Consider the following 19979-nt stretch of genomic DNA (forward strand, 5'->3'; position numbering starts at 1 on the left):
CGGGGTGAAGTTTGCTGCAACCTTTTGAGCAGATTGACGGGTTTTCCCGTATGGGTGGTGCTACGTAGGGGGATCGCACATGCCGGTCGCATGGGAGCGCTGCCTCCCTGCCGGACCACGAGCCGGACTTCCGACGTCCCGCTCGCGCGGCGGGCGTACTGTGTCCGGGCGGTCACCTCCCAGGCCGCAGCACCACGTGAAGGAGCTGAACCGCCATGAGTCGCCCCCTGCGCTCTCGGACGTCCACCCACGGCCGCAACATGTCCGGTGCCCGCGCGCTCTGGCGCGCCACCGGCATGGGCTCCGAGGACTTCGGCAAGCCGATCATCGCGATCGCGAACTCGTACACGCAGTTCGTACCCGGCCACGTCCACCTCAAGGACATGGGCGACCTCGTCGCCTCCGCGATCCGCGAGGCCGGCGGCGTCTCCAAGGAGTTCAACACCATCGCGGTCGACGACGGCATCGCGATGGGCCATGCGGGCATGCTCTACTCGCTGCCCAGCCGCGACCTCATCGCCGACTCGGTCGAGTACATGGTCAACGCGCACTGCGCGGACGCACTCGTGTGCATCTCCAACTGCGACAAGATCACGCCCGGCATGCTCAACGCCGCGCTGCGCCTCAACATCCCCGTCATCTTCGTCTCGGGCGGCCCCATGGAGGCCGGCAAGGCCGTCGTCGCGAACGGCGTCGCCAAGACTCCCCTCAACCTCGTCAACGCGATCAACTACGCCGCGGACGACAACGTGAGCGACGCGGCCCTCGCCGAGGTCGAGGAGAACGCGTGCCCCACGTGCGGCTCGTGCTCGGGCATGTTCACCGCGAACTCGATGAACTGCCTCACCGAGGCCCTGGGCCTGTCGCTGCCCGGCAACGGCTCGACGCTCGCGACGCACTCGGCGCGCCGAGAGCTGTTCCTCGAGGCCGGCCGCACCATCGTCGACCTCGCCCGCCGGTACTACGACGAGGAGGACGACTCGGCCGCACCGCGCAACATCGCGACCAAGGCCGCGTTCGCCAACGCCATGACGCTCGACGTCGCGATGGGGGGCTCGACCAACACGGTCCTGCACGTCCTGGCCGCCGCGCAGGAGGGCGAGATCGACTTCGACCTGACCGACATCGAGCGCATCAGTCGTCAGGTCCCGTGCCTGTCCAAGGTCGCGCCCAACCACCCGAACTTCCACATGGAGGACGTCCACCGTGCGGGCGGCATCCCCGCGCTGCTCGGCGAGCTCGACCGTGCCGGGCTCCTGGACCACGACGTGACCTCGGTGCACACCCCGACGCTGCGCGCCTGGCTCGACGACTGGGACATCCGTGGTGGCCAGGCCACCGAACGGGCCGTCGAGCTGTTCCACGCGGCCCCCGGCGGGGTGCGCACCACGCAGGCGTTCTCCACGTCCAACCGGTGGGAGACCCTCGACACCGACGCCGAGAACGGGTGCATCCGCGACCTCGCGAACGCCTACACGGTCGAGGGTGGCCTGGCCGTGCTGCGCGGGAACCTCGCCGAGGACGGGGCGGTCTTCAAGACCGCGGGCGTCGACCCCGACGTGTTCCACTTCGTCGGCAAGGCGCTGGTCTGCGAGTCGCAGGACGAGGCCGTCGAGAAGATCCTCACCAAGCAGGTCGAGCCCGGCCACGTCGTCGTCGTGCGCTACGAGGGCCCCGCAGGCGGGCCGGGCATGCAGGAGATGCTGTACCCGACGTCCTTCATCAAGGGACGGGGTCTGGGCAAGGTCACCGCGCTCATCACCGACGGCCGCTTCTCGGGCGGTTCGAGCGGCATCTCGGTGGGTCACGTGTCGCCCGAGGCCGCGGCCGGTGGCGTGATCGGCCTGGTCGAGGACGGCGACGAGATCGAGATCGACGTCGACACGCGCCTCATCCGCCTCAACGTCTCCGACGAGGTCCTCGCCGAGCGCCGCGCCAAGATGGAGGCTTCGGAGAACCCGTGGCAGCCGCTGGACCGCGACCGCTACGTGTCCCCGGCGCTCCAGGCGTACGCCGCCATGGCGACGTCCGCGGACCGCGGCGCGGTGCGTGACGTGTCGCTGCTCAAGCGCCGCTGACCCGGCCGCCCCTCGGACGACGGGCCCGCATCCCTGGTGGGTGCGGGCCCGTCGTCGTACCGGCTGGTCCGGGCTGGCGACGGGCGGTGGCGGGCCGGCGACAGGTGGTGGCGGGCTGGGTCGGGCGGGTCAGCACTGCTCCTCGGACTGCTCCGTGACGACCCACGTGGACCCTGCCGGGACCATGACTGCTGTGCCGCAGTCGCCTCCCGCGTAGGCGACCGCGAGGACGGTCGCGTCGGAGCGTTCCTCGCGCACCGTGAGCTCGACCTCCGCGACGTCACCGGCCGCGGCGTAGAGCGCAGCCGTGGTCGTGATCATCGACGCGCAGTCGGTGATGCCGGGCCACCCCTGCGACGTCATCTCCGCGACCATCCGGTCGACGAGCGCCGGCGCGAGATACCCGCAGGCCCTCTCCACGTCAGGTGCGCGGCTCGCTGCGAGCCATGCGCGGAAGGCATCCTGCGGCGACTCGGCTCCCTGCGGGACGGGCGGGGCCGCGGGACCGGGGGAGGGGGGCTCGGCAGCGGCGTCCGGGGCGGTGGCCGAGGGGGTCGAGCGCTCCGTGCCACCTCCGGCGCCGTCCGTCGAGCCGGTGTCGGGTGACGCGTCCCCGGAGCACGCGACCAGGGCGAGCGTGAGGGGGAGCAGCCCGAGGACGGCCCACGGACGGGGGCGGCGAGCGCGGGCGTCGGCGCGAGCGCGGTGCGGCGTCGTTGCAGTCACGCGGGCATCCTGCCACACGTGCTGCGGCGCCACTCCGGGTGTCTTGTGGCCTGCCGCGCGGTGCGGCGCGATACTCGGGTATGGCCAGCGACGACATCGACATCAAGCCCCGTTCCCGCACCGTGACCGACGGCATCGAGGCCACGGCCTCGCGCGGCATGCTCCGCGCCGTCGGCATGGGAGACGAGGACTGGGTCAAGCCCCAGATCGGCATCGCGAGCTCGTGGAACGAGATCACGCCGTGCAACCTCTCGCTCGACCGGCTCGCGCAGGGAGCCAAGGAGGGCGTGCACGCCGGCGGCGGGTATCCGCTGCAGTTCGGCACCATCTCCGTGTCCGACGGCATCTCGATGGGGCACGAGGGCATGCACTTCTCGCTCGTGTCGCGCGACGTCATCGCGGACTCGGTCGAGACCGTCATGCAGGCCGAGCGGCTCGACGGGTCCGTGCTGCTCGCCGGGTGCGACAAGTCGCTGCCCGGCATGCTCATGGCCGCCGCGCGCCTCGACCTCGCGAGCGTCTTCCTCTACGCGGGCTCGATCATGCCCGGCTGGGTCAAGCTCTCCGACGGCACCGAGAAGGACGTCACGCTCATCGACGCGTTCGAGGCCGTGGGCGCGTGCTCGCGCGGGCTCATGAGCCGGGAGGACCTCGACCGGATCGAGCGCGCGATCTGTCCGGGCGAGGGCGCGTGCGGCGGCATGTACACCGCGAACACCATGGCGTCGGTCGCCGAGGCGATGGGCATGTCGCTCCCCGGCTCGGCCGCACCGCCCTCGGCCGACCGTCGCCGCGACAACTTCGCGCACCGCTCGGGCGAGGCCGTGGTCGAGCTGCTGCGCCGCGGCATCACGGCGCGCGACATCATGACCAAGGAGGCGTTCGAGAACGCGATCGCGGTCGTCATGGCGTTCGGCGGCTCGACCAACGCGGTGCTCCACCTGCTCGCGATCGCGCACGAGGCAGAGGTCGAGCTGACGCTGGCCGACTTCGACCGCGTGGCCGCGAAGGTCCCGCACCTGGGCGACCTCAAGCCGTTCGGCCGGTACGTCATGAACGACGTCGACCGCATCGGCGGCGTGCCCGTGGTGATGAAGGCTCTGCTCGACGCGGGGCTGATCCACGGCGACGCGCTCACGGTCACGGGCCGGACGGTCGCCGAGAACCTTGCGGAGATCGACCCCCCGGACCCTGACGGCAAGATCCTGCGCGCCCTCGACAACCCCATCCACCGCACGGGTGGCATCACGATCCTCGGCGGCTCGCTCGCGCCCGAGGGGGCGGTCGTGAAGTCCGCGGGCTTCGACTCCGACGTGTTCGAGGGCACGGCCCGCGTGTTCGAGCGCGAGCGCGCGGCCCTCGACGCGCTCGAGGACGGGACCATCACGGACGGCGACGTCGTCGTCATCCGGTACGAGGGGCCCAAGGGCGGGCCGGGCATGCGCGAGATGCTCGCGATCACGGGAGCCATCAAGGGCGCGGGCCTCGGCAAGACCGTGTTGCTCCTGACCGACGGCCGCTTCTCGGGCGGGACGACCGGGCTGTGCGTGGGGCACGTGGCGCCCGAGGCCGTCGACGCGGGGCCCATCGCGTTCGTGCGCGACGGCGACCGCATCCGTCTCGACGTCGCGCACAAGACGCTGGACCTGCTGGTCGACGAGGACGAGCTCGAGGCTCGCAAGGAAGGGTGGGCGCCTCTGGCGCCGACCTTCACCCGGGGAGTCCTCGCCAAGTACGCCAAGCTCGTCCAGTCGGCATCGCGCGGTGCGATCCTCGAGTAGGGGTCTGCGCGCGGTCGAGCACGGGGTCGGGGTCGCTCCGACGGGCGGAACGACCGCAACCCCGTGCTCGGCACCTGCGGTCGCGAGTGCTGGCGACCCGGTCCGGGCTGCGGGATAGTGGACGAGGAACGCCCACCGTCCGCGCCGAACCGCACCGGAGCAGCAGCCATGAGCGACGCGATCACCGCCCGACAGTTCCACGACAGCGACGGGGTGGAGGACTGGCGCGTCGTGCTGGGCACCGCGCAGACCCGCTTCCGGACGGGTTCGTTCACCGCCGGGGTCGAGCTGATCGACGCGATCGGCGAGCTGGCCGAGGGCATGAACCACCACCCCGACGTCGACCTGCGCTACGCGACCGTCACCGTCCGGGTGTCCTCGCACGACGTGGGCGGGCTGAGCCGGCGCGACGTGACCCTGGCCCGCCGGATCTCCCTCGTGGCCAAGGAGCTCGAGCACCCGGCCGAGACGGACGGGCTGGTCGAGGTCGAGATCGCGATCGACGCCCTGGACCGGCCTGCCGTGCGGCCCTTCTGGCGCGCGGTGCTCGGCTACGCCGAAGCGCCGCCCGAGGACGAGGGGCTGGGGCTCACGGACCCCGCAGGGTACGGACCGTCCGTCTGGTTCCAGCAGATGGACGCGCCGCGCCCTCAGCGCAACCGCATCCACCTCGACGTCTCCGTCCCGCACGACCTGGCCGAGGCGCGCGTGACCGCCGCGATCGCAGCAGGAGGCCACCTGGTCTCGGACTCCCGCGCGCCCGCCTTCTGGGTCCTCGCTGACGTCGAGGGCAACGAGGCGTGCGTCTGCACGTGGCAGGCGCGCGACTGAGCCCGGTGCACGACCGAGCGCGGCGCGCGGCCTGTCAGAACGAGCGTGACCCCGGGGCCTCGCTCGTTCTGACACCGCTGCGGGCGTGGGTCAGAGCGCCCCGAGCGCCTGGCGGACGGCCTGCGAGAGCGCCTTGCCGTCGACGCGGCCGATGCCCGCGGCCGCAGCCGTGGCCGTCTTCATGACCGTGCCCATGTCCTTCATGGACGACGCGCCGGTCGAGACGATCGCGGAGGCCACGAGCGCGTCCAGCTCCTCGGCCGTGAGGCTCGCAGGCAGGTACTTCTCGATGAAGTCGGCCTCGCGGGTCTCGTTGTCGGCGCGCTCGGGGGCACCCGCGTCGGTGTAGATCTGCGCGCTCTCGCGACGCTTCTTGACCTCGGCGGCCAGGACGGTCTGCACCTCGGCGTCGGTCAGCTCGTGCGCGGTCGAGCCGGACTTCTCCGCGGTGCGGACGGCGCCGATGATCTGACGCAGGGTGTTCTTCGCGAACTCGTCGCGGGCCTTCATGGCGGTGGTGAGGTCGGAGGTCAGGCGCTCGATCGTGGTGGTCATGGGTCCATGGTGCCTGGTCCGGCAGCTCAGGTCCTACCGCATTGCGCCCGGCGCGGGCCGGGCGGCGTGTCACCCGGGTCCTGGCGGGCGCCGCCCCAGGGGTGGTGAGAGTCTCGATCTCGTGAGCGACGAGACCGCACGTGCCGTGCCCCCCGCCTCCAGCCCCGCACCCCGCCGCGCGGGAGGCTGGTCGGCCGGTGAGCCGCCCTGGTGGACGAACGCGGTGGTCTACCAGATCTATCCGCGGTCCTTCCAGGACTCGGACGGCGACGGGATCGGTGACCTGCGGGGCATCGAGCGGCGCCTGGACCACCTCGTGGCGCTCGGCGTCGACGTCGTGTGGCTCTCGCCCGTGTACCGCTCGCCGCAGGACGACAACGGCTACGACATCAGCGACTACCAGGACGTCGACCCGATGTTCGGGACGCTCGAGGACCTCGACCGGCTGCTGGCCGCGTCCCACGACCGCGGCCTGCGGGTGGTCATGGACCTCGTCGTCAACCATTCCTCCGACGAGCACGCGTGGTTCCGCGCGTCGCGCTCCTCGCGCACCGACGACAAGCGCGACTGGTACTGGTGGCGCCCGGCCCGCGAGGGCATGGAGCCCGGTACCCCCGGCGCCGAGCCCACCAACTGGCGCTCGTTCTTCGGCGGGTCGGCCTGGGAGTACGACCAGGCGACGGGCGAGTACTTCCTCCACCTGTTCTCGCGCAAGCAGCCGGACCTGAACTGGGAGAACCCGGACGTGCGCCGGGCCGTGCACGACATGATGACGTGGTGGCTCGACCGTGGCGTCGACGGATTCCGCATGGACGTCATCAACCTCATCAGCAAGGTCCCTGCCCTGCCCGACGGCGAGGTCCGCTACGGCGCGTACGGAGACGGCAGCCCGTTCTACACGAGCGGTCCGCGCGTGCACGAGTTCCTCCAGGAGATGCACCGCGAGGTCTTCGCCGGGCGGCCCGAGAAGCTCCTGACCGTGGGGGAGACCCCGGGCGTCACGATCGAGGACGGCGTGCTCTTCACGGATCCCGAGCGCCACGAGGTCGACATGGTGTTCCAGTTCGAGCACGTGGGGATCGACCACGGCGAGAGCAAGTGGGACGTCAAGCCCCTGCGCCTGACGGACCTCAAGGCGACGTTCGGGCGCTGGCAGGCGGGACTCGCGGAGCGCGGCTGGAACTCGCTCTACTGGAACAACCACGACCAGCCGCGCATCGTGTCGCGGTTCGGCGACGACGGGGTGCACCGCGTCGCCTCGGCCAAGGCCCTGGCTCTGCTGCTGCACCTGCACCGCGGGACGCCGTACGTCTACCAGGGCGAGGAGCTCGGGATGACGAACGCGGGCTTCACGTCGATCGACCAGTACCAGGACATCGAGTCCTTGGGGCACTTCCACGAGCTGGTGGACGCGGGCGTCGCGACCGAGGAGCAGATGCTCGCGGCGCTGCGTGCCATGAGCCGTGACAACGCCCGCACACCCGTGCAGTGGGACGAGTCGGAGCACGCGGGCTTCACGACGGGCACGCCGTGGCTCGCGGTCAACCCGAACCACGCCTGGTTCAACGCAGAGGCTGAGCGAGCGGACCTCGGGTCGGTCTTCCACTTCTACCGTCGTCTGATCGCGTTGCGGCACGACGTCCCTGTCGTGGCCCTGGGGGACTTCCACCTGCTCCTGCCCGAGCACGAGGCCGTGTACGCGTTCACGCGTGCGCTCGACCTGCCGTACCCGGTCGAGGGGCCCGACGGCGTCGCGTCCGCCGCGAGCACGGCGTCGCGCGACGAGCTGCTCGTCCTGGTCAACGTCGGCGGCGCCGAGCAGGAGGTCCCTCCGGAGGTCCTGGCCGGCTGGGAGGACGCCGAGCTGCTGATCTCGACGCACGACGACGCAGCGGGCCCGCGAGGTGGCCTCGCGAGCGCCCGGTCCTCCGTGCTGCGCCCCTGGGAAGGTCTCGTGCTGCGCCGCTCGTGAGCCGCTCGTGAACCGCTCGTGAACCGCCTCTCCGCTCGCGGCGCGTGGCGCCCGGCGGGCCCCGTGCTCCTGGCCGGACCACCGCCGTCGGGCCGGACGTCCCATTCCCTGAGACGTCCGGCTCGACGCATGACATCGCCCGATCGAGGGCGTAGTGTGCACAACGTGCAGACGATCCTTCTCGTAGTACTTCCTGAGCGCGCCGGCTGAGGCCAAGCAACCAGGTCTCGTCAGCGCGCTCACCCCTCGAAGAGCCCTCACCGGGTACGAGGGGTTTTTTCATGTCACGACCACGACCGTCATGACCACCCCCTCCGGGCACACCCCGCTCCGGAGCCGGTCACCGGACCGCACCACCCCGCGGCAGAACAGCACGGAGAGCACCAGAAGTACCAGCACCACCACGGTGAGCTCGATCCAGCCGGTGGCAGCCAGTCGCCACCGAGAAACAGGAGATACCGATGGTCCAGGGTCCCCACCCGGCCCCGCCGACGCCGAGCGCCCCCGCGCCCGCCGGCGAGGCCGTGGCACCGAAGCCAGCCCCGTCCCCCGCGAGCCTCGCCGCCCGCCCCGAGAGCCGAGCACGCGCCTCGGTCACGGGTGAGCGCACGGCGAGCCTCGCCGTCGGGCCCGAGGAGGTGACGGGTGCGCAGTCGATCGTCCGCTCGCTCGAGGAAGCCGGTGTGGACGTCGTCTTCGGCATCCCCGGCGGCGCGATCCTGCCGACGTACGACCCGCTCATGGACTCCAAGAAGCTCCGCCACATCCTCGTGCGCCACGAGCAGGGCGGCGGCCACGCGGCCTCGGGCTACGCCCACGCGACGGGCCGCGTCGGCGTGACCATGGCGACGTCGGGCCCCGGCGCGACGAACCTCGTCACGCCCATCGCCGACGCCAACATGGACTCGATCCCGCTCGTGGCCATCACGGGCCAGGTCGGCGCGTCCCTGATCGGGACCGACGCCTTCCAGGAGGCGGACATCGTCGGCATCACCCTGCCGATCACCAAGCACAACTTCCTCGTCACCGACCCCGACGAGATCCCGCGCGTCATCGCCGAGGCCTTCCACATCGCCCAGACCGGGCGCCCCGGGCCGGTCCTCGTCGACATCGCGAAGTCCGCGATGCAGGCGCGCACCACGTTCTCCTGGCCCCAGGAGCTGCAGCTTCCCGGGTACCACCCGGTGACCAAGCCGCACTCCAAGCAGATCCGTGAGGCTGCCCGCCTGCTGGCGTCCGCGCGCCGTCCCGTGCTGTACGTGGGCGGCGGCGCGATCCGTGCCAACGCCTCGGCCGAGCTGCGCAAGCTCGTCGACCTGTCGGGCGCCCCCGTCGTGACCACGCTCATGGCCCGCGGCGCACTGCCCGACTCGCACCCGCAGAACCTCGGCATGCCCGGCATGCACGGCACGGTCCCCGCGGTCGCCGCGCTCCAGAAGGCCGACCTCATCGTGGCCCTCGGCGCGCGCTTCGACGACCGCGTCACGGGCGTCCTGTCGAGCTTCGCCCCGCACGCCACGATCGTGCACGCCGACATCGACCCCGCCGAGATCGGCAAGAACCGTGACGTGGACGTCCCCATCGTGGGCGACCTGCGCGAGGTCATCTCCGACCTGCTGCCCGAGCTCGAGCGCGAGCACGCGGCCAAGGGGCAACCGGACCTCGGTGCCTGGTGGCGCCAGATCGACGACTGGCGCGAGACCTACCCCCTCGGCTACTCCGAGCCCGAGGACGGGCACCTCGCCCCCCAGCACGTCATCCAGCGCCTGGGCGAGATCTCCGGTCCCGACTCGATCTACGTCGCGGGCGTCGGCCAGCACCAGATGTGGGCCGCTCAGTTCATCCGCTACGAGCACCCCAGGACGTGGCTCAACTCGGGCGGCCTGGGCACCATGGGCTACTCGATCCCCGCCGCGATGGGAGCCAAGGTCGGGCAGCCCGACAAGACCGTCTGGGCGATCGACGGCGACGGCTGCTTCCAGATGACCAACCAGGAGCTCGCGACCTGCACGATCAACGAGATCCCCATCAAGGTCGCGCTGATCAACAACTCCTCGCTCGGCATGGTCCGCCAGTGGCAGACCCTGTTCTACGAGTCCCGCTACTCCAACACCGACCTGTACACCGGCCGCGGGACGCAGCGGGTGCCCGACTTCGTGAAGCTCGCCGACGCCTACGGCTGCGAGGGCATCCGGGTCGAGTCCAGGAGCGAGGTCGACGCCGCGATCAAGCGCGCCATGGAGATCGACGACCGACCCGTCGTCGTCGACTTCAACGTCTCGCGCGACGCCATGGTCTGGCCCATGGTCGCCTCGGGCGTGAGCAACGACAACATCCAGTACGCACGCGGCATCTCGCCCGCGTGGGACCGCGAAGACTGAGACCGGGGAGAGCCGCAACCATGTCCCGTCACACCCTCTCCGTGCTCGTGGAGAACAAGCCCGGTGTGCTCACGCGCGTCGCGGGCCTGTTCGCCCGCCGCGCGTTCAACATCCACTCGCTCGCCGTGGGACCCACGGAGCACGAGGAGATCTCGCGCATCACCGTGGTCGTCGACGTCGACCAGAACCCGCTCGAGCAGGTCACCAAGCAGCTCAACAAGCTCGTCAACGTGATCAAGATCGTCGAGCTCGACCAGGCGTCCTCGGTCCAGCGCGAGCTCCTGCTCGTCAAGGTCCGGGCCGACGGCACGAACCGCACGGGGGTCCTCGAGGTCGTCGAGCTGTTCCGTGCCAAGGTCGTCGACGTCGTCCCCGACGCCGTCACGATCGAGGCCACGGGCACCCCCGAGAAGCTGAGCGCCCTCCTCGGCGCGCTCGAGCCCTACGGGGTCCGTGAGATCGTCAAGTCCGGCACCGTGGCCGTCGGCCGTGGCGCCCGCTCCATCACCGACCGGGCGCTCGACCGCGCCCACCGGTCGGCCTGACCCGTCCACCGGCGGTGGACGCCCCCACGTCGCCCACCGCCGTCGAACTATCGTGTTCGCCATCACCACAAGAACCCAAGGAGTAACACCGTGGCAGAGCTCTTCTACGACGACGACGCCGACCTCTCGATCATCCAGCAGAAGAAGGTCGCGGTCGTCGGGTACGGCAGCCAGGGGCACGCGCACGCGCAGAACCTCCGCGACTCTGGCGTCCAGGTCGTCATCGCCCTCAAGGAAGGCTCCAAGTCGATCGCCAAGGCGACCGACGAGGGCTTCGAGGTCAAGACCGTCGCCGAGGCCGCCCAGTGGGCCGACCTCATCATGATCCTCGCGCCGGACCAGCACCAGCGCTCGATCTACAACGACGAGATCAAGCCGAACCTCGCCGCCGGCAAGACGCTCGCGTTCGCGCACGGCTTCAACATCCGCTTCGGCTACATCGAGGCCCCCGAGGGTGTCGACGTCATCCTCGTCGCCCCCAAGGCGCCGGGCCACACCGTGCGTCGCGAGTTCGTCGCGGGCCGCGGCATCCCCGACATCATCGCCGTCGAGAAGGACGCGTCGGGCCACGCGTGGGACATCGCGCTCTCGTACGCGAAGGCGATCGGCGGCACGCGCGCCGGCGTCATCAAGACGACGTTCACCGAGGAGACCGAGACCGACCTGTTCGGCGAGCAGGCCGTCCTGTGCGGTGGCGTGTCGCAGCTCGTCCAGTACGGCTTCGAGACGCTCACCGAGGCCGGCTACCAGCCGGAGATCGCCTACTTCGAGGTCCTGCACGAGCTCAAGCTCATCGTGGACCTCATGTGGGAGGGCGGCATCGCCAAGCAGCGCTGGTCGGTGTCCGACACCGCCGAGTACGGCGACTACGTCTCGGGCCCCCGTGTCATCGACCCGCGGGTCAAGGAGAACATGAAGGCCGTCCTCGGGGACATCCAGAACGGCGCGTTCGCGAAGCGCTTCATCGACGACCAGGACGCGGGCGCCCCCGAGTTCAAGGAGCTCCGCGCCAAGGGCGAGGCGCACCCGATCGAGGCCACGGGCCGCGAGCTGCGCGGCATGTTCGCGTGGGCCAAGTCGGGCGACGACGACTACACCGAGGGCTCGGTCGGTCGCTGACCCTCGCTTCGCTGCGGCGAACCTTCTGAGGAGGGTGACCCGTCCTGCGCGATCTTCCCTCCGGCCTGGCGGCCTCCCGCCGGACCGGACCACGATCGCGCAGGACGGGTCACCCTCTTCTGTGCGTCCGGCTCGCTCGCGAGCTGCTCCGCTGCCCGACGGCGGAGCCTCCCGGGTGCTCGCATCCGGGTGGACGCTGCGGCCGAGGGTGACGGTCCCGCCTGTCGAGGGTGGCGCACCGTCGGCGAGGACGATGGGTCGGCGCGTCCTGTCGTCACCGTCGGCGGCCTCGGCGTCACCGCCGACACGTCGTGCGGCCACCCTCGGCGGGCTTGGCCGTCACCGTCGGCGCGGACGGTTCCCCCGGGGACAGGGTGGAATCCCCGACACCCCGGCGGCCAAAGCACGACAAGACGGGCACACCGGGAGTCCGTGGTCCACCATGGACGTATGAGCCACCACGACGACCGCGGACCGGACAGCACGAACGAGGGCGGCGCCGACCGGGCGCCGCGGGACGCCCGGGGCGACGAGCACCGGGCCGCCTCGGACGTTCCCGTGGGGGAGAGCCCCGGCGAGGTCGAGAGCGACCCCCGCGGCGAGGAGATCCTCGAGTTCTGGGAGACCGCTCGCGTCCGCGCCGGGGAGGGCAAGGTCGGTGTGGTGACGGGCTTCGGGATCTCGGCGACCGTGCCGCCGCCCGCGTGGTCCTTCGGGGACAACCCTGTGCTCGCGGACGGCCTGCTCGCAGCGGTCCTGTCGGGCGACAAGACCGCGACGTCGTCGTCGCACTGGGAGTACGGCGCCGACGTGCCGCTGCCCCAGGTCGGCGAGCTCTCGATCATCCTCGACGGTGACGGGCACCCGCGGGCCCTGATCCGCACCACGTCGGTCGAGGTCGTGCCGTTCGACCAGGTCACGGCCGACTTCGCGGCAGCCGAGGGCGAGGACGACCGGACGCTCGACTCCTGGCGGGCGGGCCACCGCGAGTACTTCTCGCGGGTCCTCGTGGGCCAGGAGTTCCGCGACGACATGCCCGTGGTGTGCGAGCGGTTCGAGCTCCGGTTCCCGCGGCAGCGATGAGCTCCTCCCCGCACGCCGCCCGTTCCAGCTCGCCGACTACGGGCGCGACACGACGGCCGCCGAGGCGCGGGCGCTGCTGGCCGCGGACCGGGTGAGGGTGCGGCGCCCGGGGTGAGTGACGTCGTCGGGCCCCTGTGCTCGGCGATCGACGGCCCAGGGGGTGAGCGGTGGTCGCCGTCCCAGGCCGCGACCACCGCCCGTCGGGGCAGCGAGAGGAGCTACCCCGAGCGTGAGGGCGCCGCGGCGCCGAGGTGCGCTGCGGTCGCGCGGACCGTCTGGAGAGGTGCGCCGTGCGTGCCGTGGTCGACGATGTGGGGCGAGACGCGGTCGAGCAGGAGCGCGCGGACCTCCGCCGCCACGACCGCCTGGGCGCCCCGCAGGACCGGGGCCGAGGGGGCCAGCGCCGGGACGATCAGGGCCACCCCCTGCTCGGTGTCCGTGAGGTGGCTGCGGGTCGCGTCGGCGAGGCGCTGCCCGCCGGCGATGCACGTCGGGCCGCTCAGGACGATGAGATGTGGTTCGACGACCGCGACGACCGGTTGGACGACCGTGGCGAGGCGCCGCCCGAAGTCCTCGACGAGCGCGACCACGGCGGGGCTGTCCGGGTCGGCGACCATGGCCGCGAGATGCTCGGTGTACCCGACGCCGGGGACGCCGTACCGCACGGCGAGCTCCTCGAGCCGGCGGCCACCCACGAGGTCCTGAAGATTGACGGAGTGGTCGTCGTACTCGCGCACGGTCACGGGCACGGGGAGGTACCCGAGCTCGCCGGCCGCGCCTGTCGCGCCGTGGTGGAGACGGCCGTCGATGAGGGTGCCGAGGCCGATCCCCTGCCCGATCCAGAGCAGGGAGAAGCTCGTGTCGTCGCACCGGCCGGCGTCCTGCTCGGCGATCGTCGCGAGGTTGACGTCGTTCTCGATGTGCACGGGGATGCCGAACTCCTGCTCGAGGAGCGAGCGGACGGCGAGGCGGGGCCAACCCGGCAGGTCGCCCACGAGCCACAGGTCTCCCGTCGTCGGGTCGGCTGCGGCCTGGACCCCGACGACGATCGCCCCCACACGCTCGACGGGCACCCGTGCGTCGGCGCAGGCGGCGTCCCGGGCTGCTCGGACGTCGCTCACGGCCGTGCGGTCGGCCGAGGTGGGGACCTCGGCACCGCCGAGGACCGCGCCGCGGGCGTCGACGACACGGGCCTGCACCCCTCCGGGGAGCACGTCGAGCGCCAGGCCGACGACGACATCGGTGCGCGCGGCGTACGTGACGGCCTGGGGGCCGCGGGCTCCCTGGACGGCCCCGGTGGGTTCGATGAGCCCGGCGGACTCGAGGCGTGCCACGATCTGGGAGGATGTCGGGCGGGAGACACCGGTGAGGTCGCCGATCTGGGACCGTGTCATGGGGCCGGTGTCGAGCAGGAGCTCGAGCGCGGCGCGGTCGTTGATCGTGCGGAGCAACCCGGGGGTTCCCGGGACGTGCGTGCGGGACACGGCGTGGTGGCCTCTCTGCCAGCATCTTAGGAAAGTTTCCTAAGAGTTGCGCACTCTGGCGGATTGCGCAAGTCGGCGGGGTGCTGGTTCTCCATACACCACCGAGCGTCGAGCGGACCGAGCCGCTCGAGGTGGGAGCGTGGCCAGGCGAGACGAGGCGGCCCGATCCGCGAGATGGTGCGACTTTCGCCCCCTGAACCGCCCAAGGCGTGAGATGGGCGTCCCGAGGGCTGACCTCGACGCGTACGGTGCGGAGCATGACGCGCAACATCGACTTGGCAGTGGTCGCCGGAGACGGCATCGGTATCGAGGTCGTCGAGCAGGGCCTCGCCGTGCTCGAGGCGGCGCTCTCGGGTTCCGACGTCAAGGTCTCGACGACCCCCTTCGACCTCGGTGCGCGCCGCTGGCACGCGACCGGTGAGACCCTCACCGACGAGGATCTCGCGGCGATCCGCACGCACGACGCCATCCTCCTCGGCGCGATCGGCGACCCGACCGTCCCGTCGGGCGTCCTCGAGCGCGGCCTGCTGCTCAAGCTGCGCTTTGCGCTCGACCACTACGTCAACCTCCGCCCGGGCAAGCTGTACCCGGGCGTGAGGTCCCCGCTGGCGGACCCGGGCGAGATCGACTTCGTCGTCGTCCGCGAGGGCACCGAGGGCCCCTACGTCGGCAACGGCGGTGCGCTGCGCGTCGGCACGCCCCACGAGATCGCGACCGAGGTCTCCGTGAACACGGCCTTCGGCGTCGAGCGCGTCGTGCGTGACGCGTTCGCCCGCGCCCAGGCGCGCCCCCGCAAGCACCTGACGCTCGTGCACAAGCACAACGTCCTGGTCCACGCCGGTCACCTGTGGCGCCGCACGGTCGAGGCCGTCAACGCCGAGTTCCCGGACGTCACCACGGACTACCTGCACGTGGACGCCGCCACGATCTTCCTCACGACGAACCCGTCGCGATTCGACGTCATCGTCACCGACAACCTGTTCGGCGACATCCTGACGGACCAGGCCGCCGCGATCACCGGCGGCATCGGCCTCGCGGCCTCGGCCAACATCAACCCCGACCGCACGGCCCCCTCCATGTTCGAGCCGGTGCACGGCTCGGCCCCCGACATCGCGGGCCAGGGCAAGGCGGACCCCACCGCCACGGTCCTGTCCGTCGCGATGCTGCTCGACCACCTCGGCCTCGCCGAGCAGTCGCAGCGCGTCGAGGCCGCTGTCGCCGCGGACCTCGCCGAGCGGGGGACCCGAGTACGGTCGACGGCCGAGGTGGGGCGCGAGCTCGCTGCCCGCGTCGCCGGCTGATCGGTCCTCCCGACCTGCCGTCGCGTCGCCGTCGTGCCCCCTGCTGAGGGGCCCGACGGCGGCGCGCACCCTCTGCCGTCCTCACCGCTCCCACGTCCTCGTCGAAGGCCCGGGAGTTCTCGCCCGCCCTGCGGGCGCCGAAGGGCGCTCCGTCATGGAAAACTAGGCGAGGAACCCACCCGGGTCGCCAGGTGAAAGGCCCATGACATGACTTCCCCCCTCACAGCGCAGCCCGCTTCCTCGGCCGAGGACCTCGTCGCGCTCTTCGACATCCGCACCTCGGACACCCCGACCTCCCCCGAGGCCAGGGCCGCCGCGATCTCCGCCCCGAAGTTCGGCACCGTGTTCTCGGACCACATGGCCCGGATCAGCTGGAACTCGACCGACGGCTGGATCGACCGTCGCATCGAGAAGTACGGACCGCTCCAGCTCGACCCCGCGACCGCGGTGCTGCACTACGCCCAGGAGATCTTCGAGGGTCTCAAGGCGTACCGGCACCAGGACGGGTCCGTGTGGACCTTCCGGCCCGAGGCCAACGCGGCCCGTTTCGCGCGCTCGGCGCACCGGCTCGCGTTGCCCGCGCTCTCGGTCGACGACTTCATCGGCTCGATCACGGCGCTCGTGCGCACCGACATCGAGTGGGTCCCGAGCGGCGAGGAGGCGAGCCTGTACCTGCGTCCGTTCATGTACGCCTCGGAGTCGTTCCTCGGTGTGCGGGCCTCGCTCGAGGCCGAGTACCTCGTGATCGCCTCGCCCGTGGGCCCGTACTTCTCGGGCGGCGTCAAGCCTGTCTCGATCTGGGTCGACCGCGAGTTCAGCCGCGCCGGTGCCGGTGGCACGGGTGACGCCAAGTGCGGCGGCAACTACGCGTCGAGCCTGCTGCCGCAGACGCTCGCGCAGGAGAAGGGCTTCGAGCAGGTCTGCTTCCTCGACTCGTCGACGAGCACGTTCCTCGAGGAGCTCGGCGGCATGAACGTGTTCGTCGTCAAGGCCGACGGGTCGGTCGAGACGCCCGAGCTCACGGGGTCGATCCTCGAGGGCGTGACGCGCTCGTCGATCATCCAGCTCCTCAACGACCGCGGTCACGAGGTCACCGAGCGGCGCATCCCGCTCGAGGAGCTCCTGGCCGACATCGCGTCCGGCGCGGTGACCGAGGTGTTCGCGTGCGGCACGGCCGCGGTCGTGACGCCGATCGGCCGCCTGGGCGGGTCGAACTTCGACCACACCATCGCCGACGGCGGAGCGGGCGAGCTGACCCTGGCGATCCGCGGCGAGCTCACCGACATCCAGAACGGCCGCGCGGCAGACCGCCACGGCTGGATGACGCGCCTGGCCTGAGTCGCCCGTTCACCCACCCTTGAGTGCGGAGTAGTTGTCGCCGATCGACTCGATCTGCGACAACTACTCCGCACTCAGCGTCTCGGGGGGCTCAGACCGGTCGGCGCACGATCGTCCGGCCCGCGACGCCCGCGAGCAGCGACCAGACGGCGACCCCGATGAGCAGGTTCACGAGCCCGGACAGCACGGCCGACGTCGTGTCCGTGGTCCAGGCGAACGGCAGGGCCGTGATGACGACGATCACGAGCGCCATGATCCAGCCGAAGAACGCCCGCGGGCGCGGGGTCGTGAGGATCAGCACGTGCAGCAGCCCCGCCGCGAGCAGGGCGAGGATCGCCCCGTCGATCGCGAACGCGGCCTGGTGCGAGGCGGTCGAGAAGATGTCCGGCGGCGGCACGAGCGTGAACGAGAAGATCCGCTCGAGGATGATCACGGCCACGAGGCCGATGAGCGCCGCCACGAGCGCCGTGGCGGCCGCCCCGGCCCAGAAGCGGCCGACCTCGACCGCGAGGCGCGGGTCCGCAGGGTTGACGGGCTCGTGGGGCGCGGGGAAGTCGACGTGCGGGTCGGGTGGGACCGTGGGCGGGATGGCCGGCGGGACCCCTTGGGGATGGCCGGGCGAACCAGGCTGCGGGACGTTGCCGCGGGGCGGGTAGTTCGGGTCGCTCATGATGCGTCTCCTGTCGTTGCAGGCTGTCGTTCCGGGCGCTCGCCGGTGGGCGTGCTCAGTCCGTGGACACCGTTCCATCCTGGCGGCTGCTGTGGCAGCATGTGTCCTGTGACACACCTCGTATCCCACCTCATTATCGAGTAGCGCGCCCGGCCACCACACCGGACGCGCAAACCTCCCGCACCCTCGGGGGGTTTTTTTGTTGCCTGACACCACCCCGGTCGGGCACCGAAGCGCCGGGCACGAGCTTCACGAGAGCGACCGCCCGGCGCGTGGGAACGAGGAACCCCCGGCGAGCGCGGAAGCGGATCGCCCGGTCCACCTAGAGTGGTCTCGCCCAGGCGGCACCGCTGGACCCCGAGATCTCCCCAGAGAGCGGCACGATGACTTCCCAGGTGAACCCCGTAGCTCCCGCCACAGCGAGCGCACCCTCGACGTTCCACGTCTACGACACGACCCTGCGCGACGGCGCGCAGCAGGAGGGCATGAACCTCACGGTCGCCGACAAGCTCGCGATCGCCCCGCTCCTGGACGAGCTGGGCGTCGGGTTCATCGAGGGCGGCTGGCCCGGGGCCATCCCCAAGGACACCGACTTCTTCTCCCGCGCCGCGAAGGAGCTCACGCTCAAGAACGCCGTGCTCGCCGCGTTCGGCGCGACCCGCAAGGCCGGGATCAAGGCCGCCGACGACCAGCAGGTCCGGGCGCTCGTCGCCTCTCAGGCGCCCGTGATCACCCTCGTCGCCAAGTCCGACCTCCGTCACGCCGAGCGTGCGCTGCGGACCACGGGCGCCGAGAACCTCGCCATGATCACCGACACGGTCGCGTTCCTCGTGGCCGAGGGGCGTCGGGTGGTCCTGGATGCCGAGCACTTCTTCGACGGCTACCGGTTCGACCCTGCGTACTCGCGCGCGACGGTCGAGGCCGCGTTCGCGGCGGGGGCGGAGGTCGTCGCGCTGTGCGACACCAACGGCGGCATGCTGCCCGAGTGGGTCGGCGAGATCGTCACGGAGCTGCGCGACGTCGTCGGGATCCCGGACGGGCTCCACGCCCGCGCGGGCGACCCCCTGCTCGGGATGCACGCGCACAACGACTCGGGCTGCGCCGTCGCCAACTCGCTCGCGGCCGTGGCCGCAGGCGCCGCGCACGTCCAGGGGACCGTCAACGGCTACGGCGAGCGCACCGGGAACGCGGACCTCATCACGGTCGTCGCGAACCTCGAGCTCAAGCACGGGCGCACGCTGCTCGTCGACGGCGGTCTGCAGGAGACCACGCGCATCGCGCACGCCATCAGCGAGATCACCAACATCTCCCCGTACGCGCGCCAGCCGTACGTCGGGGCGAGCGCGTTCGCGCACAAGGCCGGCCTGCACGCCTCGGCGATCAAGGTCGACCCGGACCTCTACCAGCACATCGAGCCCACGCTCGTCGGGAACGACATGCGCATGCTCATCTCGGACATGGCGGGACGCGCCTCGATCGAGCTCAAGGGGCGCGAGATGGGCTTCGACCTGTCCGACCAGGGCGACGTGCTCTCGCGCGTGACCAACCGCGTCAAGGACGACGAGGCCCGCGGGTACACGTACGAGGCCGCGGACGGTTCGTTCGAGCTGCTCCTGCGCGAGGAGATCGCGGGCGAGCGGCCGCAGTTCTTCCGGGTCGAGAGCTGGCGCACGATCGTCGAGCGGGCCGGTGGGCGCGGCACCGAGGCGACGGCCGAGGCGACCGTCAAGCTGCACGCCGGAGGCAAGCGCATCGTCAAGACGGGCGAGGGCAACGGGCCCGTGAACGCGCTCGACCACGCGTTGCGGCTCGCGCTGCGGCGCGTGTACCCGGAGATCGAGGCGTTCGAGCTCATCGACTTCAAGGTCCGCATCCTCGACACCGAGCAGGGCACGGACGCCATCACGCGCGTCCTCATCGAGACGACCGACGGGGCGACGTCGTGGTCGACCGTGGGTGTCGGGCCCAACCTCATCGAGGCGGCCTGGGAGGCGCTGACGGACTCGGCGATCTACGGGCTGATCCACGCGGGCGTGCAGCCGCGCTGAGCGTCGCGCCGCGCAGCACCCCCGGTGTCAGAAGGAGCGTGACCTCCGGGTCACGCTCCTTCTGACA

At 71.3% G+C, this 19979-nt stretch carries 15 protein-coding genes; 11 read left to right on the plus strand and 4 right to left on the minus strand.

Features of this window, described 5'->3' with window-relative positions:
• The first annotated feature begins 215 nt into the window (after nucleotides 1-215).
• On the plus strand, nucleotides 216-2078 hold the full coding sequence (gene ilvD, locus JOD49_RS17595; protein ID WP_205308318.1) for a dihydroxy-acid dehydratase: 1863 nt from the start codon (nucleotides 216-218) through the stop codon (nucleotides 2076-2078).
• 129 nt (nucleotides 2079-2207) lie between these two features.
• Here ilvD (JOD49_RS17595) and JOD49_RS17600 read toward each other — a convergent pair whose 3' ends face one another.
• The gene (locus tag JOD49_RS17600; RefSeq protein ID WP_205308319.1) at nucleotides 2208-2804 is read right to left on the minus strand and encodes a hypothetical protein; all 597 of its coding nucleotides are present in this window, start codon (nucleotides 2802-2804) and stop codon (nucleotides 2208-2210) included.
• 80 nt (nucleotides 2805-2884) lie between these two features.
• Between JOD49_RS17600 and ilvD (JOD49_RS17605) the strand changes: the two genes are divergently transcribed.
• Both ilvD (JOD49_RS17605) and JOD49_RS17610 read left to right on the plus strand, forming a co-directional pair.
• Nucleotides 2885-4585, plus strand: coding sequence for a dihydroxy-acid dehydratase (ilvD, locus tag JOD49_RS17605; RefSeq protein WP_205308320.1), 1701 nt, complete (start codon nucleotides 2885-2887; stop codon nucleotides 4583-4585).
• Between the two features lie 168 nt (nucleotides 4586-4753).
• Entirely contained in the window at nucleotides 4754-5416 is a 663-nt protein-coding gene (locus JOD49_RS17610) for a 4a-hydroxytetrahydrobiopterin dehydratase (RefSeq protein WP_205308321.1), read from the plus strand.
• A 90-nt stretch (nucleotides 5417-5506) separates the two neighbouring features.
• On the opposite strand, the gene JOD49_RS17615 is transcribed toward JOD49_RS17610, so the two are convergent.
• Nucleotides 5507-5971: a GatB/YqeY domain-containing protein gene (locus tag JOD49_RS17615; RefSeq protein ID WP_205308322.1), complete on the minus strand. Its 465-nt coding sequence runs from the start codon at nucleotides 5969-5971 to the stop codon at nucleotides 5507-5509.
• Nucleotides 5972-6116: 145 nt separating this feature from the next.
• Here JOD49_RS17615 and JOD49_RS17620 point away from each other — a divergent pair, with 145 nt between their 5' ends.
• From JOD49_RS17620 to JOD49_RS17640, 5 genes are all read left to right on the plus strand, one after another.
• Complete coding sequence (locus JOD49_RS17620) at nucleotides 6117-7943, plus strand: alpha-glucosidase (RefSeq protein WP_307822699.1); 1827 nt, start codon at nucleotides 6117-6119, stop codon at nucleotides 7941-7943.
• 461 nt (nucleotides 7944-8404) lie between these two features.
• Nucleotides 8405-10324 carry an acetolactate synthase large subunit gene (locus tag JOD49_RS17625; RefSeq protein WP_205308324.1) on the plus strand — a complete coding sequence of 640 codons (1920 nt, stop codon included), beginning with the start codon at nucleotides 8405-8407 and terminating at the stop codon, nucleotides 10322-10324.
• Nucleotides 10325-10344: 20 nt separating this feature from the next.
• The gene (ilvN, locus tag JOD49_RS17630) at nucleotides 10345-10869 is read left to right on the plus strand and encodes an acetolactate synthase small subunit (protein ID WP_205308325.1); all 525 of its coding nucleotides are present in this window, start codon (nucleotides 10345-10347) and stop codon (nucleotides 10867-10869) included.
• A 90-nt stretch (nucleotides 10870-10959) separates the two neighbouring features.
• The gene (ilvC, locus tag JOD49_RS17635) at nucleotides 10960-11988 is read left to right on the plus strand and encodes a ketol-acid reductoisomerase (protein ID WP_191797418.1); all 1029 of its coding nucleotides are present in this window, start codon (nucleotides 10960-10962) and stop codon (nucleotides 11986-11988) included.
• A gap of 450 nt (nucleotides 11989-12438) precedes the next feature.
• Nucleotides 12439-13071 (plus strand): ASCH domain-containing protein, encoded by a 633-nt coding sequence (locus JOD49_RS17640; RefSeq protein WP_205308326.1) that lies wholly within the window; start codon nucleotides 12439-12441, stop codon nucleotides 13069-13071.
• A 218-nt stretch (nucleotides 13072-13289) separates the two neighbouring features.
• Here the strand turns inward: JOD49_RS17640 and JOD49_RS17645 are convergent, their stop codons facing one another.
• On the minus strand, nucleotides 13290-14555 hold the full coding sequence (locus JOD49_RS17645; protein WP_205308327.1) for an ROK family transcriptional regulator: 1266 nt from the start codon (nucleotides 14553-14555) through the stop codon (nucleotides 13290-13292).
• 257 nt (nucleotides 14556-14812) lie between these two features.
• Here JOD49_RS17645 and JOD49_RS17650 point away from each other — a divergent pair, with 257 nt between their 5' ends.
• Entirely contained in the window at nucleotides 14813-15856 is a 1044-nt protein-coding gene (locus tag JOD49_RS17650; protein WP_205308328.1) for a 3-isopropylmalate dehydrogenase, read from the plus strand.
• Nucleotides 15857-16063: 207 nt separating this feature from the next.
• Nucleotides 16064-17194, plus strand: coding sequence for a branched-chain amino acid aminotransferase (locus JOD49_RS17655; RefSeq protein WP_205308329.1), 1131 nt, complete (start codon nucleotides 16064-16066; stop codon nucleotides 17192-17194).
• 91 nt (nucleotides 17195-17285) lie between these two features.
• On the opposite strand, the gene JOD49_RS17660 is transcribed toward JOD49_RS17655, so the two are convergent.
• On the minus strand, nucleotides 17286-17864 hold the full coding sequence (locus tag JOD49_RS17660; protein ID WP_205308330.1) for a DUF6069 family protein: 579 nt from the start codon (nucleotides 17862-17864) through the stop codon (nucleotides 17286-17288).
• Between the two features lie 383 nt (nucleotides 17865-18247).
• On the opposite strand from JOD49_RS17660, the gene cimA reads away from it, so the two are divergent.
• Nucleotides 18248-19912 carry a citramalate synthase gene (gene cimA, locus JOD49_RS17665; RefSeq protein ID WP_205308331.1) on the plus strand — a complete coding sequence of 555 codons (1665 nt, stop codon included), beginning with the start codon at nucleotides 18248-18250 and terminating at the stop codon, nucleotides 19910-19912.
• Nucleotides 19913-19979 lie beyond the last annotated feature (67 nt).

The organism is Oerskovia jenensis (assembly GCF_016907235.1).
Taxonomy (GTDB): domain Bacteria; phylum Actinomycetota; class Actinomycetes; order Actinomycetales; family Cellulomonadaceae; genus Oerskovia; species Oerskovia jenensis.

What these genes read in the sequence shown, in the direction of transcription:
- ilvD (WP_205308318.1), top strand. Translation starts at nt 216, where the DNA reads ATGAGTCGCCCCCTGCGCTCTCGGACGTCCACCCACGGCCGCAACATG.
- ilvD (WP_205308320.1), top strand. Translation starts at nt 2,885, where the DNA reads ATGGCCAGCGACGACATCGACATCAAGCCCCGTTCCCGCACCGTGACC.
- JOD49_RS17610 (WP_205308321.1), top strand. Translation starts at nt 4,754, where the DNA reads ATGAGCGACGCGATCACCGCCCGACAGTTCCACGACAGCGACGGGGTG.
- JOD49_RS17615 (WP_205308322.1), bottom strand. Translation starts at nt 5,971, where the DNA reads ATGACCACCACGATCGAGCGCCTGACCTCCGACCTCACCACCGCCATG.
- JOD49_RS17625 (WP_205308324.1), top strand. Translation starts at nt 8,405, where the DNA reads ATGGTCCAGGGTCCCCACCCGGCCCCGCCGACGCCGAGCGCCCCCGCG.
- ilvN (WP_205308325.1), top strand. Translation starts at nt 10,345, where the DNA reads ATGTCCCGTCACACCCTCTCCGTGCTCGTGGAGAACAAGCCCGGTGTG.
- JOD49_RS17640 (WP_205308326.1), top strand. Translation starts at nt 12,439, where the DNA reads ATGAGCCACCACGACGACCGCGGACCGGACAGCACGAACGAGGGCGGC.
- JOD49_RS17650 (WP_205308328.1), top strand. Translation starts at nt 14,813, where the DNA reads ATGACGCGCAACATCGACTTGGCAGTGGTCGCCGGAGACGGCATCGGT.
- JOD49_RS17655 (WP_205308329.1), top strand. Translation starts at nt 16,064, where the DNA reads ATGACTTCCCCCCTCACAGCGCAGCCCGCTTCCTCGGCCGAGGACCTC.
- JOD49_RS17660 (WP_205308330.1), bottom strand. Translation starts at nt 17,864, where the DNA reads ATGAGCGACCCGAACTACCCGCCCCGCGGCAACGTCCCGCAGCCTGGT.
- cimA (WP_205308331.1), top strand. Translation starts at nt 18,248, where the DNA reads ATGACTTCCCAGGTGAACCCCGTAGCTCCCGCCACAGCGAGCGCACCC.